This window comes from Tunturibacter empetritectus, from assembly GCF_040358985.1.
Classification (GTDB): domain Bacteria; phylum Acidobacteriota; class Terriglobia; order Terriglobales; family Acidobacteriaceae; genus Edaphobacter; species Edaphobacter empetritectus.
Map to the genome: position 1 here is coordinate 1,799,177 of NZ_CP132932.1, position 16,785 is coordinate 1,815,961.

The following is a 16,785-nucleotide window of genomic DNA, read 5'->3' on the forward strand; positions in this document are numbered from 1 at the left end:
ATGGGCGTTCGGACGATGGTGAAGGATGTTTGGCAGAGACTGGCGGGAGTTGAGGCGGCAGCGGGCGATGCGGGGATGGGCGCGAGGAAGACGGCTATGCTTCCGTCGATTCTGAGTCCCTACCGACCTGCGGGACGGCCGGGGCAGAACGCTTTGCCGAAGCCGACTGCGGCGAATCTGCGGAAGTTCGCCGAGACGCCGGTGGTGCGCCGGGCGATCAATGTAGTGAAGGACAAGATTGCGAGCATGGACTGGCAGGTGAAGGTGCGGCGCGGCTACTCGGGCTTGACGGTGGAAGATGCAGAGGCTCGCATGAAGGTTCTGCGGCAGTGCCTCGAAGAGCCGAATGCGTCGGATAGCTTTCGGGTACTTTGGGAGCAGGTGCTGGAGGATCTGCTGGTGGGCGGATTCGGCGCGGTGGAGATGGAGAGCACGGGAGATCCTGAGAGGCCGTTTCATCTTTGGCCGGTGGATGGCGCGACGATCCAGATCGATACGAAGTGGGATGGCGATCCGAACAAGCCTCGCTATGCGCAGGCTACGGGGCGGATGGGACAGGAGTCTCTGGTGCCTCTGCTCGATGACGAGCTGATGTATTTGAGGCTGAATCCTCGCAGCTACACGCCGTTTGGCCTGGGGAGGCTGGAGGTTGCGTTTGAGACGGTGAACCAGTTTCTGAGCGCGAGCCGGTATGCGGGGAAGCTGGCCAGCAACTCGGTGGCGCAGTATGCGATCTGGTTGAACGACGCCACTCCTGAGGAGCATGACCGGCTGATTCGGTGGTGGCAGGACGAGATTGAAGGCACGGGCCGGGTTCCGTTTTTGAGTTGTGAGCAGAAGCCGGAGGTGATTCAGTTTGCGGGCGGCACGGATGCGGATCTTCGGCTGCAGTGGCAGGAGACGCTGGTTCGCATGATCGCCAATGCGTTTGATCTGCCGCCGATGCTGCTTGGGGTGGCGAGCGATGTTAACAAATCGACTGCCGGGGAGATGGCGGACGAGGCGTTCCAGAGCGCGGTGGTTCCGGTGGCAAAGCTGCTCGCCGAGCATATTACGCGCGACTTATTCGCGAAGAAGCTGGGCTGGCGCGAGTTCGAGTTCTGCTTCAACGACCTGGAGAGCAGGGACGAGATGCAGGAGCTGCAGATTCAGACGACGCTGCTGCAGGCGGGCGTGTTGACGGTGGATGAGGTACGTGCGATGCGGGGGTTAGCTCCGCTAGAGGCGGCGGTGACACAGTGAAGGTGACGATCGATAATCTGGATGGCGCGGGTGCGGTGGACTGTAGCGCTGCTCTTTGTACTACCGGGCCGCTGAAGATTGCTCGCACGTTGAATGCTCCGTCGATATGCAGCGGCATGCTGGATGTGAGTGACGCTGGCCTGGCGGTGCCGGTACGGCGTGGGCGCGCTGTGGTTACGGCGGCAAACGGAACTGTTCTTTTTACGGGCTACATCGCAACGGACCCGGAGGCGGTGTATGCGGGGACGGGGGTTAAGGGTTCAGTATACCGATACGCCTTCAGCGCGGTCAGCGATGAGTGGCTGTTGGATAAGCAGTCCGTTCCGTTGAGTGGAGCGGGGCTGGCGCAGAGCGGTGGACAGCTGCTGACGACTCTTACGAACCGTGTGGATGCTGGGTTGTTTACGACAACGGGCGTGAGGAACGGGTTGCCCGTTGGAGTCTACGAACCTTTGCAGACGGAGAGCTGGTCTGCGAATGCGGGTGGCGTTGCAAGCGCGACCTATGCCGCGTATCGGGTTCTGAATGGCTCGATTGGACTGCAGCCGGCGGGGACGGTGACCCACGCTTTGAGCGATGGGGATGGCTCGCTCCAGGTGGCGACGCTGAAGACGACGGCGGTGAAGGAGCTTGCCAATGATGTTACGGTGAGTGGCGAGATTGAGCCGACGGCCTATGTCACCGAGACGTTTGCGGGGGATGGGACGACAACCGTATTTCAGCTTTCGGAAGATCCGTTTCGCCCAAAAAAGGCAGCGAACTCTGTGCAGTTTCTTACCGACAACTTCAACGAGGCAGTGCTCGACACACAGATCTGGCAGGTTGCGGATCCGGGGTCGCATCTTGGTCTAGGCGCATCCGGGCTGACGATGACCGGAGGAAACGGCTTCGACGGACAGACCACATTGACGGCGATCGATCAGGTGGAGATGGGCGGCTCGCTGGTGATTGAAGCGGGAAATCTGCAACTTGGAGGAGCAAGCGCAGGGGTGGTGTGCGGGTTGTACAAGGGAGCTGCCCAGAGCGCGAACTGCTTTGTGGGTTACAACGTGCGGCAAAGTGGCGGAAATACGGTCGCGGTTCCATTCGTGAATGGGGCCGAGGCAGGAACGGTTTTCACGATGCTGCAGGGGCATACCTATACGTTGCGCATTCGGTTGCACTGCGTGGAGATGCAGCGTGTGCTGCAAAACTACTATGCGATGGTGGATGGCGTGGTGGCGTCGTTCGGCGGGGGACTGGTATCGGCGCCGATGTCTGTGGTGTTTGAGCTGCAGGATCTTGGGGCAGCTTCGAATACTCCGGCGACGGTTCTGTATGACGGATCGGTGGTGACCTCGCCGGCCAACTGCACCTTTGCTGCGGTGAACAGCGTGCAGCTGATTGGGTCGATGGGTTACTGCAGGATCACGCAGACGGGCTCTGGCTGGGTGGTGAGTACGCTGCCGAGCGGCGTGAAGATGACGCGGCTGATCGGTGTTGCGGGCGAGGGAGTTGATTGCAAGATATCTGCAGCAGGAAAGGTTACATTCTTTGCCGGCCGGGTTCCTGTGGCCGGGGAACTTGTAACCGTCACGTACCGCGGGCGGCTGAGAGCTGTGGCGCGGCTTGCAGATGAGGCAAGCGTTGCCCAGGAGGCTGCCGGTGGCATGCCGGGAACGGCGCAGTGGCTGGGGAAGGTGGTAAAGCCGGCGGCACGGAGCTCGATGGATTGCGAGGGGGCAGCGATGGCAGTGCTGAGTTTTTCAGCCAGTCGTGCAGCGGCTGTCTCCGGGAGTTACGTGGCGGTGAATTCTCAGGATGTTTGGCCGGGAGATGTTCTCGCAATTACCAGCGCTGGACAGACGATGAGCGTGATGGTGCGAAAGGTTGAGATCGTGGATGGGATGGGGCGTCCCGAGATGCTCACTTATCGAATAGCGTTTGCGAATGACTGGGCTGAGGGCCTGGGGCTGACCTTGTCCGAGGCAATCGCTGTCGATGCGCTGCTGCCACAGAAGGCGTTGAGTTCGACGTTGCCGGTTGGCGGCAGCGTGCTGGCAAATCTGCAAGAGTTGCAGGTGGTGAGCGCAACAGGGACGGCTTTGCAAGTGGACTCCGGAACGGCTCCTCCAACCGGAGGAGGGTTCGAAGTGAGACGACGGGACGGAGATTTTGGGCCGGGAGTGGATCAGGATCTGGTGCTGAGGAGTCCGGTGCGGAGTTTTTCGATTCCTCGCGAGGGACAGGTGGAGCACTACTACGTGAGGATGTTCGATGGGTCGACGCCTCCGTTGTACTCGCGATTTTCGAGTGCGGTGTTTACGAATTTACCGGTAAGTGAGTGATGGGTGGAAGGAGGAGAAGGTGACAGAGTTCGAAGGGCAGGTACTAGCGGATTTGAGTGTGCTGAAGAACCAGATGGAACATCTGCTGGGGATAGGACAGCCGGGGAGATTGACCCAGCTTGAGGACAGGGTTGAACAGCATGAACGGAGCGTACAGCGCATCAAGGGGCTGCTGGGTGCAGGTGGAGCTGTGTTGGCGATGTTTCATATGGCGATTGACTACTTGAGGCGATAGGAGAAGTTATGGATTTTCTGAAGTTGTTTTTTCGATCGATTGCCTTGCTTCCAGGGGTGGTTCAAGGGACTGAGGCTTTGTTTGGGGCGAAGACCGGCGAGCAAAAGAAGGATGCGGCAGTGGAGATCGTCGGGACTGCTATCAACATTACCGATGCAGTGACGAAGAAGCACATCGTCGACGCGGACAAGTTCACCAAGGGGCTGAGTATGACGATTGACGGCGTGGTGATGTGCCTGAACGCGAGCCTGTGGGCAAATCGCTCGTAGTGCTGCCAGGGCGCGGCGTGCACTGGAAACCGTATAATCGGGCCATGGACGCCGAGCCGCTGGGCACTGTTTTGGTTGGGGTAGTGATGGGGAGCCGCAGTGATTATGCGGTGATGCGAGGCGCCGTCGAGGTGCTGAAGGAGTTTGGCGTCGCGCATGAGGTGCGAGTGGTGTCGGCACATCGGACACCGGATCTTCTATTTGATTACGCTGAGTCGGCCGTTGAACGCGGGCTTAGGGTGATCATTGCAGGCGCAGGCGGTGCGGCACATCTGCCGGGGATGATCGCTGCGAAGACTGTGGTGCCTGTGCTTGGCGTGCCGATTCCGGCGACGGCGCTGCAGGGGATGGATTCGCTGTTGAGCATTGTGCAGATGCCAAAGGGGATTCCAGTGGGAACGCTGGCGATTGGAGCGGCCGGGGCTACGAACGCTGGATTGTTGGCTGTGGCGATATTGGCTACTACCGATGCGGCGCTGCAGAAGAGACTGGTGGCCTGGCGCGCAGCACGACGGGATGAGGTTCTCGCGCAGGTGGTCGGAGAAGATGAGGTTGGCGCGTGAGCTCTCGTTCTTCTAACGCGAAACCGATTCTGCCGGGTGCGACGATCGGAATCTTTGGTGGTGGGCAGCTTGGGCGGATGACGGCGATGGCGGCTCGCGAGATGGGATACCGCATCCTTGTGCTTGATCCCGATCCGGCTTGTCCTGCACGGTTTGTGGTGGATGGATGCATTGAGGCGGGATGGGACGATTCGCGGGAGGCGGCGAATCTTGCGCGCGGATGCGACGTGGTGACGCTGGAGATTGAGCAGATCTCGCCGGCGAGTATGGAAGCGGCGTCGAGCTACGCGCCGGTGCGGCCGGGCGGTGCTATGCTTGCCGTGATTCAGGACAGGATCGAGCAAAAGGACTGGCTGCGGCGAAATGGATTTCCGGTTGGGGAGTATCGCGCGGTTCGGTCGCTGGATGAGTTGCGAGATGCGGTGACTGCACTTGGCGGTAGATGTTTTTGCAAGAGTGCGACTGGCGGATATGACGGTCGGGGTCAGGGTAAGGTTGGATTTGCTGCAGGTGCCTCTGTCGAAGATGAGGTGAGGGGTGCCTGGGAGGCGCTGGGCGAGCGGGCTGGCGTGGCCGAGAAGGCAGTCGATCTGGCTAAAGAGATCTCTGTACTGGTGGCGCGCGCTCCCAATGGCGAGGTGAAGGTTTATCCCGCGGCGCTGAATCACCATGAGGAGCAGATTCTGGCATGGAGTGTGATTCCTGCTCCACTCTCTTCGGAGATGGAGGAGAAGGCTCGAGAGATTGCGGAGGCTATTGCCGATACGTTTCAGCTTGAGGGAGTTCTCGCAGTTGAGATGTTTTGCACAACCGATGGAAATCTGCTGGTGAACGAGCTAGCTCCGCGACCTCATAACAGCTATCACGCGAGTGTCCGAGCGTGTGTGACGGGACAGTTCGAGCAGTTGGTGCGGGCCGTGTGTGATCTGCCGCTCGGTGATGTTGGTGTTGTGCAACCTGCTGCCATTGCGAATCTGCTCGGGGATTTGTGGCTGAAGGATGGGCAGGCTGTCGAACCCAGGTTCGATGCGGCACTGGCTGTGCCCGGGGTTCGGCTGCATTTGTATGAAAAGCATAAGCCGCGTAAAGGGCGGAAGATGGGGCATCTGTCGGCGGTTGGTGCAACGGCAGATGAGGCGGTTGAGCTGGTGTTGAGAGCGAAGGAGCTACTCTAGTGGATGAAGATTTTAGCTTTCTGGAAGATTATCGGCATAGAGTTGTTGTGTGGAGAGGTACGCTGCTGTTTCCGGCAGATGTTGCTGTAGAAGCTGTAGGCGAATTTAAGCACAGGGACATTCGGCTGCTGGGGATAGAAGTTTTCGGCTCTGGGGAAGACGATGAATACGAGCGCCAATATGAAGCTTGCCTGGATTTTTCGCAGAAAAAATATTGGGATTATAGTGCTGACGAGCTGTGCGAGATCGCAGTAGAACATATTCAGTCAAAGAATGAGTTTTTATTTGAATTCATCGAGCCTTGAGCGCATTTCAAATTAAGGCAAAGCAGCGGCAGATCTACAGATCTGCCGCTGCTTTGCCTTTGGCTGCTATTTGAAACTAGCCGATGTCTTCGGACCAGTTCTCCAAGTATGCCTTGAAGTCGGACATGAACTTGCCGGCGTCTGCACCGTCTACGATGCGGTGGTCGAAGCCAAGGGTAAAGCGTTGGATAGAACGGATCGCGATGGAGTCATTGCCGTCTTTGTCGGTGATGACTTCGGCTTCCTTGTTGAGGCCGCCGATACCGAGGATCGCGCTCTGCGGTTGGTTGATGATAGGTGTGCCGAACTGCTCGCCGAAGATGCCGGAGTTGGTGAGCGTGAAGGTGCCACCGGAGATCTCGTCGGGTGCGAGTTTCTTGTTGCGCGCGCGATCGGCTACGTCGACGATGCCGCGTGCGATGCCGAGGAAGTTCTTCTCTTCGGTCTGCTTCAGAACGGGAACGATGAGGCCCCAGTCGAGCGCGACGGCGATTCCGATGTTGATGTTCTTGTTGTAGCGGATCGCTTCGCCTTCAATTGAGCCATTGACGATAGGGTGTTTGCGAAGTGCGACGATCGCGGCGCGGGTGATGAAGGGCATGTACGTGAGCTTGACGCCGTTACGCTGCTCGTACTTTGACTTCTCTTTCTCGCGGAGCTTGACGATGCGCGTCATGTCCACCTTGAAGACGGTGTGGACGTGCGGGCTGGTGCGTTTGGACTCGACCATGCGCTGCGCGATGATGGAGCGCATCTTGGTCATCGGAACGAGCTCGCCGGGTTGCGGCTGAGGGGCAACTGGCTTGGCAGCAGCTGGCGCAGGCGCGGAGGGCGTGGGAGAAACGGACGTGGCGGAGACAGGCTTTGGACCCTGCTCCAAGTGGCTGACGATGTCGGTCTTGGTGATGCGGCCCGAGGCTCCAGTGCCAGGAACCTGCGAGAGATCGACGTTGTTGTCTTTTGCGATCTTGCGGACCAGCGGTGAAGAACGAACGTGTTCCCCTGCAGAGGCGGAAGATACTGTTGAGACCGCAGGGGCCGAAGCGGCCGCGGATGGAGCAGGAGCAGAAGCGGCCGTAGCGGACGATTTTGCAGCGCCGCCGATAACCGCGACGACCGTGTTAATCGTGACGGTAGCGCCCTCCTGAGCCTTGATCTCGGAGAGGGTACCGGCTACGGGCGATGGGATCTCTGCATCAACTTTGTCGGTCGAAATCTCGAAGATAGGCTCGTCGCGCTGGACGGTATCGCCCACCTTCTTAAGCCACTTGGTAATCGTCCCCTCGGTAATGGACTCGCCCATCTGAGGCATCAGGACTTCGGTTCCCGGACCTGCGGTGGCACTGGACGGGGCTGGTGGATTGCCCTGAACTGCGGGAGGCGCATCGACCGCGGCCGGGGTGACGGTGTCCGCTGCTGGAGCGGCTGCGGTTTCAACCTTTGCGGGTGCGGCGGCAGGCGCGGAGGACGAGCCTGCTTCGTCGATGCTGCAGACGACGGTATTGATCTGGACCGTAGTCCCTTCGGAGATTTTGATCTCCTTCAGAGTGCCGGCCGCGGGCGACGGAATCTCCGCGTCAACCTTGTCAGTCGAGATCTCAAAGAGGGGTTCGTCCCGCTGAATGGCGTCACCCGGTTTCTTAAGCCATTTTGTGATGGTGCCTTCGGTGATGGATTCGCCCATCTGGGGCATAACTACGTCAGTCGGCATGTATCTCTCTTCTCCCCTAACTTCAGGTGCGGCTTTGAGGTGCGGTAATACAGGTGCGAGCGGCAAAACCGCCCAGTATCAGCCCGGTCCGCAGTCGGGCGTGCGCAAGTGGGATTATACGGCTGCTGGGTGAAACCTGGCTGCGCGGTGCGGTTAGCGAACAGTGGCCGTCTTACGGGATCTCGCGTTTCATACATGCGTGGCAAGGAGTTGATCGACCGATTCACACCATAGCATCTGCCGCTCGAAGACTCGACCGAAGTTTTTGGCGGCGGAGTTGAGAGCAGACTCCATCGTCGGCTGGCGGTTGGGGTCGGCCTCCAATTCGAGGCTCGTTACCTCTCTGTCGGTGATGCCACAAGGGATGATCCAGTCAAAGTCTCTTAGGTCCGTGGTTACGTTGAGCGCGAAGCCATGTGAGGTGACGCCTTGAGAGACGTGGACGCCAATCGCCGCGATTTTTTTCTCGCGGATACTTCCCCCTGCCATGGTCCAAACCCCAGTGAGCTTGCAGATGCGCTGGGTCATCACGCCGAAGTCGCCGCAGGTACGGATTAAGGCCTCTTCAAGCAAACGAACGTAGTCGACCGGGCCCAGATGTGGTCCTTTTTTGACGGGCAGGTCGCCGCGCAGGTCGATGATGGGGTAGCCAACCAGCTGGCCCGGGCCGTGATACGTCACGTCGCCGCCGCGGTTGATCTCATGTAGCTCCACTCCCCGTTGGGCCAGTTGTTCGTCGCTCGCGAGAACGTTGGAGCGATGCGCGTTCCGGCCAAGCGTCAGGACGGGCGGATGCTCCAGCATAAGAAGCGTGTCGCCTATCAGATTCTGCTTTCGCGCGGCGATGACCTGTTGCTGGATGGCGAGCGCTTCGTTGTATGGGACACGACCGAGATTGAGGAGATTGATATGCATGAGCTTTTGTGGCTCTGGCAATTGAAGAAAACAGCCGAGCCAAAGTGGTCCGGCTGCAGTCTTAACCTTGACACGGACTAGACGTTGACCGCCATGCCCTCAACGCTTGAGAAGCCGTCGAGGAGCGCCTCGGCGACCGTCGGATGCGCGTGGATGGTGAACATCATCTCTTCGAGCGTCGCCTCGAGTTCAATTGCAGTCACGGCTTCCGCGATGATCTCCGTCGCAGTAGTACCGATGATGTGTACGCCTAGAATCTCGCCGTGCTTCGCATCCGAGATGACCTTGACGAAGCCATCGTGTGCGTCGAGGATCGTAGCCTTCGAGTTGCCGACGAACGGGAATTTGCCGACTTTGACTTGGAAGCCCTTCTCCTTCGCGTGCGCCTCGGTAAGACCGACACTGGCAATCTGCGGATCGCAGTAGGTGCAGCCCGGAATGCGCGTGCGGTTCACAGGCTTCGCAAATTTGCCCGCAATTCGAGCCGCAACCACGAGACCCGCCATGCTGCCGACGTGCGCCAACTGCGGCAAGCCCGCGACGATATCACCGATTGCGTAGACGCCCGGCTCTGTCGTCTCCATCCATTCATTCGTAACAATGAAGCCGCGATCTGGAGTGATCTTCACCTTATCGAGACCGACATCGTAGGTGCGTGGTGCGCGACCGACTGCTACCAGTACCTTCTCTGCTTGCTTGGTCTCGCCGGTGCCATCGGCTTTTGTAAAGTGAACGACTACTCCGTCTTTATTCTTTTCGAACTTGTCGACCTTCGCTCCGAGGTGCACGTCGATTCCACGCTTTTTGAAGAGGCGCAGAAGCTCTTTGCTAACGTCCTCATCCTCCGCGGGCACCATGCGCGGCAACGCTTCGAGGATCGTCACCTCCGCTCCGAAGCTCTTGAAGACTGAAGCAAACTCGACGCCAACTGCGCCGGATCCCACGACCACCAGCGACTTGGGGGCGTCGTCGATTTTCAGAATCTCGTAGTTGGTCAGGATAGTCGTATCCGGCGTGTAACCCGGCAGCATGCGCGCGTCGGAACCCGTCGCGAGCACCACCTTCTTGGCCTTAATCGTGTCGGTTTTGCCATCGGCAGTCTTCACTTCGATGGTGTGAACGCCATCCTTCGCCGGACCAGTCAAACGACCGTAGCCCTTAATGGCGTTGATCTTGTTCTTCTTCATCAGGAAGTCGAGACCTTTGACGTGACGCGAGATCACATCGTCCTTGCGCGCCAGAACGCCCTTCCAGTTCAGCTTGGGTGGCGTCACTTCGATGCCATACCGGTCGGCGTGCTTCAGGTGATCCCACAGCTCCGCAGAGAAGAGCATCGACTTGGTGGGAATGCAGCCCCAGAGCAGACACGTTCCGCCCAGCCGGTCATTCGCATCGATCAGCGCCGCCTTTAGACCGTACTGCGACGCGCGAATCGCGCAAGTATATCCAGCGGGTCCACCGCCGAGCACTACAAGATCAAAGATTGTATCTGCCAAAGGAACACTCCATAGGATGTTGGGAACTCAAACACCTCAATTTTACGCTCAAGCGATGACCTACCGACAGAAGGCCGCGATCGCACCTTTCGCGAAGAGGACTGTTGATCGTCATGAACAGACGAAGACACGTCCTGAATAAATGTCACCGACAGGTAACGAAGGAGTGAACCAGGGCGAAATTTCGGCGAAAAAGCTTGACACAGGCTTGATAATCGAAATCAGGGAGAATGTTCGATGGTAAGTAATGTAGCCCGGTTGACGAGCGCACTGCGCAGCAGCGTCTTTGAGGAAGATGAAGCTGATTTGTCTCCTTCCCCGGAGACCGCGCTTACCGAAAAGATTGACGCGGTTCGGCGCGATCTTGCCGAAACCGGGGTAGCCCTCTTCACGGATGACCGTGGCCACCGCTTTCGCCTCGTCCGCAAGCCCGCCTAGACCATGAGTGCGCTGGTCGCGGGATTTCTGCTGATCGGCTACCTGCTTGCGCCGGGCGTGATCTACCGCCTGTTCTTCTCCGCCTACATTCCTGCAAGAAGATACCAACGCACTCGAACCGAAGAGGTTGTCTTTTCCCTGCTCGTGACGATGGTGCCCTTTGTTCTCTCGTGGATCCTGCTGGTCCATACACCCTTAGGCAAGTTGCCTACACTAGCGATCGGGCCTCCCAAGGCCGAGGCGTATCGCATCGTCTTTCGTTCGCTTCTGCCTGGTCCTGAACTTACCCCGTCAAATCCTCTTATCGCAAAAGTCCATCTGGCGGACGCTTACCTGCGTGCGTTTCTGGAGCAGGGACGTTTTCTCTTGTTGCTATGGCTCTTCTGCGCGCTCGAGGGATGGGCGTCCGGGCTGATCGTCTCGCGCTACGGCGACTACAGTACCAACCAGCGGATGCACCAGTTGTTGAAGCGCTTTTGCGACGACTTTCTGCTTACCTATGTCTCGGAATGGGAGCTGTTGTTCACCACGCGTTCCCTGTCGCGAAGCCAGCAGGACTTCGACGTAGAGATCGACGCCCTTGCAGCGGGTATTCTCTATCGCGGGAAACTCGTCGACTGGTTTCTCGATCAAGATGGGAAGCTGGAGGGTATCTTTTTGGAACGTGCCGCGCGCTATCAGCAGGCAGAGCTCGAACGCGATCGAGAGCGCGGCGCAGAAAGGGCCCGCGAGAGTTACTGGCGCACGATTCCGGGAGCGAAGCTCTACCTCGTTGCAAGTACCATCGCGAACTACAACATTCGCTACGTCCCGCCAATGCAGCAGGACTCTACACTCGCTCAGCTGCGCGCCCGCTTCGGTGAGGAGGCGATCATCACCCCGCTGCCTCCTGACAACTTCGACGATCCCATCAACTCGCCTTAGCTTGACAGGATTATCCTGACGAATCGCTTGTTACGCAAGCACCTTTGCCGCATCCTTCGCAAAGTACGTCACAATAAAGTCCGCTCCAGCCCGTCGGATCGACAACAAGGACTCCATCATCGTCCGCTCAGGCTCAAGCCAGCCGCGCTGAAACGCCGCCTGTAGCATCGAGTACTCCCCCGACACCTGGTAGGCGCCCATCGGCAGATCATATCGTTCCCGCGCCGCACGAATCACGTCCAGATACGGCATCGCAGGCTTCATCAACAACATATCCGCGCCCTCTGCGATGTCCTGATCGATCTCGCGCATTGCCTCACGTAGATTTGCGCCATCCATCTGGTAGCTGCGACGATCACCAAACTGCGGAGCCGAATCAGCCGCCTCTCGGAATGGTCCATAGAAAGCCGATGCGAACTTCGACGCATAGCTCATCACCGGAATCTGTTCGTGGCCGCCCGCGTCGAGCGCCTCTCGAATCGCCTCAACCCGACCATCCATCATGTCTGATGGAGCAACAATATCAGCGCCTGCCTTGGCCAGAGAGGCAGCCGTCTTTGCAATCAGAGCTACACTCGAGTCGTTCTGAATCTCGTAGTGATCACCATCCCGCGTCACAACACCGCAGTGGCCATGCAAGGTGTACTCGCACAAACAGACATCGGCGATTGTGACCAGCGAATCAAGCGCTCTGTTCTTCTTCAACGTTCGTAACGCCTTCTGCACGATGCCGTCCTCTGCCCAGGCGCCGGAAGCGTCTTCGTCTTTCTCGGATGGCAGACCGAACAACAGCAACCCTCCCAACCCAAGCGAGGCACAGGCCTCAGCTTCCTTCACGGCTTCATCGATCGACAGATTGAAGACCCCGGGCATCGAGCTGATCTCTTTGCGTATTCCTTCGCCGGGACAGACAAACAGCGGGTAGATCAGAGCACCGGGATGGAGATGAGTCTCGCGAACCAGAGACCGCATAGCCTCGGTTCTGCGTAGACGGCGCAGACGTGTAGCTGGAAAGTTCATGTGTCCAGTTTACGTCCAGCCTTCAGCTTCGGTCTGCGACTGCGTCGTACTCGAGCCCCGAGGCCCCTGGAGCCAGCACCCAAAGCGTATAGATCCCCAGCGCTGTGCCGAAGAGTGGCTTCAGCAGAGTCAAGATTCCGACGACGATGGCGAGCGTTCTTCCCCACGGTCGACGCGTCAACAGGCTATAGCCAACAAACACCGCAAGCGCCGCCATAACCACCGTATAAGCAGCGATCAGGGGGAGGAGAGCACCAACCCAGGCTGGGCCATGCGTTCCAAAAAAGTGGTCGTTGAGCGGCCAGTCGAACCCGCCGAAGTTGCGGAACGCAAATGCCCGCAGGAAGAACATCCCAATCAACCCGCCGATAATCCGATACGCTCCAAAGACACACCAAAGCACTCCAAGTGTCTGCAAGTTCCGCTGTACTCGGGGAGCCGCCATAGGGATCGGCGCCAGTGGATATGCAGCATACATTGGTTGCGCAGCAGCGACCTGCGCCCCGCACTTCGCACAATAATGAACACCATCAACAAGGGATGAACCACATGCTTGACAGACCATCTCACACCTCCAACCACTCAGCGCGCCGGCCCTGCGCTCTCCTTGCTACGCACGGATTCGGTCGGCAGTTCCCTGCGAGGGTACGATAAAAGAAGTGAATTCACCAGAACTATTGCCGATCATCCCCTCCCCGCTGCGTGAAGCGAGCGCGGCTGCCCTGGAATGGCCGCGCCTCCGCGAGTACATTGCAGATCGCACCTTCTCCCCTCTGGGCCGCGCCTGGATTCTCGCGCTCGAACCCTGCGCCGACCTCGCCTGGATCGACCAGCAGCAGCAACGCACCGCCGAGCTGCGCGCGGTGCTCACCCGAGGCGGCAGCTTCGAGTTCCGCGGGCTCTTCGACCCCACCGCTCTTCTCGACAAAGCCCGCATCGAAGGCGCGGCACTCGAGTCCACTGAGATTCGTGATCTCCTCGCCGTCATCGAGCGCGTTGCCGCATGGCGCAATCTCATCGACCCTCCTCAAAATGGCACCCGCTACGAGTGGCCAGGAATTGCCGCGCTCTCCACGCCTCTGCTCGACTACGATCTCGCACCACTTCTTCGCCTGCTGCGTGGCAAGATCGAGCCTGACGGCAGCCTCAACGACGACGCCTCGCCGGAACTCAATCGCATCCGCCGCGCCATGGAGCGCCAGCACCGTGCCATCGAAGCAAGCCTCCGCAGATCGCTGCAGAGCCTCAGCGAAGGTGGCAGCACACAGGAAGATCTCATCACCATTCGCGGCGATCGCTTCGTCATCCCGGTAAAGTCCGAGTTCAAGCGCAAGGTCCCCGGCGTCATTCACGGCTCGTCCTCGTCTGGCCAGACCGTCTTCGTCGAACCACTCGAGACGATCGAGCAGAACAACGAGCTAGTGCGGCTCCTCGACGAAGAGCAGTCAGAGATACACCGCATCCTCGTCGCGATGACCCGCGCGCTCGGTCAGAACTCTGCCGCCATCCACGTTGGCGCATGCATCCTCGCGGAGGTCGAATCGCACCACGCGCGCGCGCGCTTCGCCGAGACCCTCAACTGCTCTCGCCCAACCTTCACGCAGGAGCTCTCGCTCACCGCCGCTCGCCATCCTCTGCTGGAGCTTCGCATGCGTGCCGATGCCGTGGACGAAGGTATAGAACCCAGGACGCCTGTTCCACTCACCATCATCCTCCCTCCCGAAGCGAAGCAGCTCATCATCAGCGGCCCCAATACCGGAGGAAAGACCGTCTCCCTCAAAACTCTCGGCCTGCTCTCGCTGATAGCCCAGGCAGGCATTCCTGTTCCTGCGGAGAAGGCGGAACTTCCACTCTTCCAGAGCATCTACGCCGACATCGGCGACGCGCAATCCATCGAGCGCAATCTCTCCAGCTTCTCCGCGCACGTCGTCAATCTCGATCGCATCTCCCGCGAAGCCACCGCCGACTCGCTCGTCCTACTCGACGAACTCGGCTCCGCCACGGATCCAGAAGAAGGTGCCGCTCTCGCGGTTGCCATCGCATCCCACTTTCTCACGCTCAAGGCCTGGTGTTGCATCACGACTCATCTCACTTCACTGAAGGTCTACGCCGCCAATCACCTCGGCGTCCTCAATGCAGCTGTCGGCTTCGATCAGCAGACCCTTACCCCCACCTATGAGCTGCGCCTCGGCGTCCCCGGCGCCTCTGCCGGTCTCAACATCGCAGCGCGACTCGGCCTCGCACCCAACATCATCGCCGCTGCTCGCGCCCAGATGACTACGCAGACCGCGGATATCGGAGCCTTCCTCGACCAGCTTCATAACCAACTCACCGCAGCGGCCGTACAGCGCGAAACAATGCAGCAGCGCGAACGTGAGTTATCCCGCGAAAAAGCCCGGGTCGAAGTCGAAGGTCGCGTCGAACAAAAGGCCCGCACCAAAGAGCTCGAAACCAAGCTAAACTCTCTCCTCGAAGACTTCGCCTATCAGCTGCGTGAGACCGTAAAAGCCATCGACGACAAGACACTTGCTCAAAAGATAGCCCGCGACTCCGATCGTCGCATGGCAACCCTTCGTCGGGAGTTTTCTGAGCAGTTCAACTCCACTGTCGTCGCTCACACAACGCGAGCCGACAAGAACGACCCCGCCGCTCAACCCCACATCCCCAAAGGAATCAAGGTCGGCGATCTCGTCAAACTCAAATCCCTCGGCCGTCAGGCGCGGGTGGACCGAATCATCGACGCAAAAAACTTCGAAGTCTCCATGGGCCCGATGAAGATGCGCGCCCCTATCGACGACATTGCAGAGGTTGAGTCCGTTAAGGTCGTCACGCCGCTCGAAGCCGCGCGCAAACGCGGAGGCATCACCGTCGCCACAGTCAGCAACGACACCGACTACATGACCTCTGAGATCAACGTGATCGGCCGCACCGCCGACGAAGCGCAAACCGAAGTAGAGCGCTTTCTTGACCGCGCCTTTCTAGCCGGCCTGCCGCGCATTCGCATCGTGCACGGAACCGGCATGGGCGTTTTGCGCCGAACGCTCCGAGAATATCTCCGCAATCATCCTCACGTCACCACCGTCACCGAGCCGCCGCAAAATCAGGGCGGACAGGGCGCAACCGAGGTCGAACTACGGCAGTAACCGGTGTTTTTTTACATTTCTCTGGTATCCTCTCTGCACAAAGGACACCAGCATGGCCGCCCATCGCACCCGCATCACTATTATCGGTTGTGGTCACGTCGGGACCAGCTGCGCCTATGCTCTGTTGCAAAACCACCTCGCACGCGAGATCGTTCTCATCGGTGACACTCAAAATCTTGTCCACGGCGAAGCTCTGGATCTCCAACAGTCGGTCCCGTTAGGCACCCCTGTAAAGATCTTCGCCGGAAGTTATAAGGACGCCGCGAAAAGCTCCATCGTCATCCTGACCGTAGGAACCCCCGGAAAGTTCAGCGGTTCACGCCTCGACATGCTGGCGGGCAACGCGGTTATCGTTCGTAGCTGCATTAGCAAGCTCATGGCAGAAGGATTCGAGGGCGTGCTCTTGATCGCTACGAACCCGCTGGACGTTCTTACCTACATCGCACAAACTGAGTCGGGCTTGCCTGTCAGCCAGGTCATAGGCACTGGAACTCTATTAGACACTGAGCGTCTGCGCTACATTCTCGGTGAAAAGCTTAACGTAGATCCACGCTCTGTTCACGCTTCCGTTATCGGCGAGCATGGAGACTCTTCAGTTGCAGTCTGGAGCGCCGCACAGGTCGCCGGCATTCCGCTCGCTCAATATCCAGGCGCAGACACACTTCCTTCCCAGAAAGAACTGTTGGCTATCGTCCGCCATGCTGGCCCAGAAGTTGCAATGCTCAAGGGAAACACCTGCTTCGCCATCGCCGCCTGCGTTACGCGAATCTGCGAGGCTATCCTCCGCGACGAGCGCTCTGTTCTCATGGTCTCAACTATGATGACAGGTCAGTACGGCCTCAACGAGGTGTCACTCAGTACGCCCTGCATAGTGGGCAACTGCGGCGTTGAAACCGCTCTCGAACTACATCTCAATGAAGTTGAACAGAAGGCGCTCGAAGCCTCTGCAGCAGTGCTAAAACACGCATATTCTCAACTCACATAAGACATAGTCTGGCAAACAGCCAAGCTAAACGAGAGAG

16 protein-coding genes are annotated in these 16,785 nt (G+C 58.8%); 11 read left to right on the plus strand and 5 right to left on the minus strand.

Annotated elements, in window-relative coordinates; genetic code table 11:
- The 7 genes from RBB75_RS07570 to RBB75_RS07600 all read left to right on the plus strand — a co-directional run bounded on the left by RBB75_RS07570 (position 1) and on the right by RBB75_RS07600 (position 6,116).
- Positions 1–1,242 (plus strand): phage portal protein, encoded by a 1,242-nt coding sequence (locus RBB75_RS07570; RefSeq protein WP_353070056.1) that lies wholly within the window; start codon positions 1–3, stop codon positions 1,240–1,242.
- Positions 1,239–3,569: a hypothetical protein gene (locus RBB75_RS07575; protein ID WP_353070057.1), complete on the plus strand. Its 2,331-nt coding sequence runs from the start codon at positions 1,239–1,241 to the stop codon at positions 3,567–3,569. The genes RBB75_RS07570 and RBB75_RS07575 overlap by 4 nt, the downstream gene beginning before the upstream one ends.
- 19 nt (positions 3,570–3,588) lie before the next feature.
- Positions 3,589–3,804, plus strand: coding sequence for a hypothetical protein (locus tag RBB75_RS07580; protein ID WP_179640267.1), 216 nt, complete (start codon positions 3,589–3,591; stop codon positions 3,802–3,804).
- 8 nt (positions 3,805–3,812) lie between these two features.
- On the plus strand, positions 3,813–4,073 hold the full coding sequence (locus tag RBB75_RS07585) for a hypothetical protein (protein ID WP_179640268.1): 261 nt from the start codon (positions 3,813–3,815) through the stop codon (positions 4,071–4,073).
- Positions 4,074–4,159: 86 nt separating this feature from the next.
- Positions 4,160–4,636: a 5-(carboxyamino)imidazole ribonucleotide mutase gene (purE, locus tag RBB75_RS07590; RefSeq protein ID WP_434557149.1), complete on the plus strand. Its 477-nt coding sequence runs from the start codon at positions 4,160–4,162 to the stop codon at positions 4,634–4,636.
- The gene (gene purK, locus RBB75_RS07595; RefSeq protein WP_353070059.1) at positions 4,633–5,811 is read left to right on the plus strand and encodes a 5-(carboxyamino)imidazole ribonucleotide synthase; all 1,179 of its coding nucleotides are present in this window, start codon (positions 4,633–4,635) and stop codon (positions 5,809–5,811) included. The genes purE and purK overlap by 4 nt, the downstream gene beginning before the upstream one ends.
- Positions 5,811–6,116: a hypothetical protein gene (locus RBB75_RS07600; RefSeq protein WP_353070060.1), complete on the plus strand. Its 306-nt coding sequence runs from the start codon at positions 5,811–5,813 to the stop codon at positions 6,114–6,116. The genes purK and RBB75_RS07600 overlap by 1 nt, the downstream gene beginning before the upstream one ends.
- Before the next feature lie 76 nt (positions 6,117–6,192).
- On the opposite strand, the gene RBB75_RS07605 is transcribed toward RBB75_RS07600, so the two are convergent.
- From RBB75_RS07605 to lpdA, 3 genes are all read right to left on the minus strand, one after another.
- On the minus strand, positions 6,193–7,827 hold the full coding sequence (locus tag RBB75_RS07605) for a 2-oxo acid dehydrogenase subunit E2 (RefSeq protein ID WP_179640271.1): 1,635 nt from the start codon (positions 7,825–7,827) through the stop codon (positions 6,193–6,195).
- 189 nt (positions 7,828–8,016) lie between these two features.
- Entirely contained in the window at positions 8,017–8,742 is a 726-nt protein-coding gene (gene lipB / locus RBB75_RS07610; protein ID WP_179640272.1) for a lipoyl(octanoyl) transferase LipB, read from the minus strand.
- A 77-nt stretch (positions 8,743–8,819) separates the two neighbouring features.
- Positions 8,820–10,238 carry a dihydrolipoyl dehydrogenase gene (gene lpdA, locus RBB75_RS07615; RefSeq protein ID WP_353070061.1) on the minus strand — a complete coding sequence of 473 codons (1,419 nt, stop codon included), beginning with the start codon at positions 10,236–10,238 and terminating at the stop codon, positions 8,820–8,822.
- Positions 10,239–10,475: 237 nt separating this feature from the next.
- Between lpdA and RBB75_RS07620 the strand changes: the two genes are divergently transcribed.
- A complete protein-coding gene (locus RBB75_RS07620; protein ID WP_179640274.1) occupies positions 10,476–10,676 on the plus strand; it encodes a hypothetical protein in 201 nt (66 codons plus the stop codon).
- Positions 10,677–10,679: 3 nt separating this feature from the next.
- Positions 10,680–11,600, plus strand: coding sequence for a hypothetical protein (locus RBB75_RS07625; protein WP_179640275.1), 921 nt, complete (start codon positions 10,680–10,682; stop codon positions 11,598–11,600).
- A gap of 30 nt (positions 11,601–11,630) precedes the next feature.
- Here RBB75_RS07625 and hemB read toward each other — a convergent pair whose 3' ends face one another.
- Entirely contained in the window at positions 11,631–12,620 is a 990-nt protein-coding gene (hemB, locus tag RBB75_RS07630) for a porphobilinogen synthase (RefSeq protein WP_179640276.1), read from the minus strand.
- Positions 12,621–12,642: 22 nt separating this feature from the next.
- The gene (locus RBB75_RS07635; protein ID WP_353070062.1) at positions 12,643–13,038 is read right to left on the minus strand and encodes a hypothetical protein; all 396 of its coding nucleotides are present in this window, start codon (positions 13,036–13,038) and stop codon (positions 12,643–12,645) included.
- 241 nt (positions 13,039–13,279) lie between these two features.
- On the opposite strand from RBB75_RS07635, the gene RBB75_RS07640 reads away from it, so the two are divergent.
- Together RBB75_RS07640 and RBB75_RS07645 are read left to right on the plus strand one after the other, a co-directional pair.
- Positions 13,280–15,763 (plus strand): endonuclease MutS2, encoded by a 2,484-nt coding sequence (locus RBB75_RS07640; protein WP_353070063.1) that lies wholly within the window; start codon positions 13,280–13,282, stop codon positions 15,761–15,763.
- A gap of 52 nt (positions 15,764–15,815) precedes the next feature.
- A complete protein-coding gene (locus RBB75_RS07645) occupies positions 15,816–16,748 on the plus strand; it encodes an L-lactate dehydrogenase (RefSeq protein WP_353070064.1) in 933 nt (310 codons plus the stop codon).
- Positions 16,749–16,785: the final 37 nt, after the last annotated feature.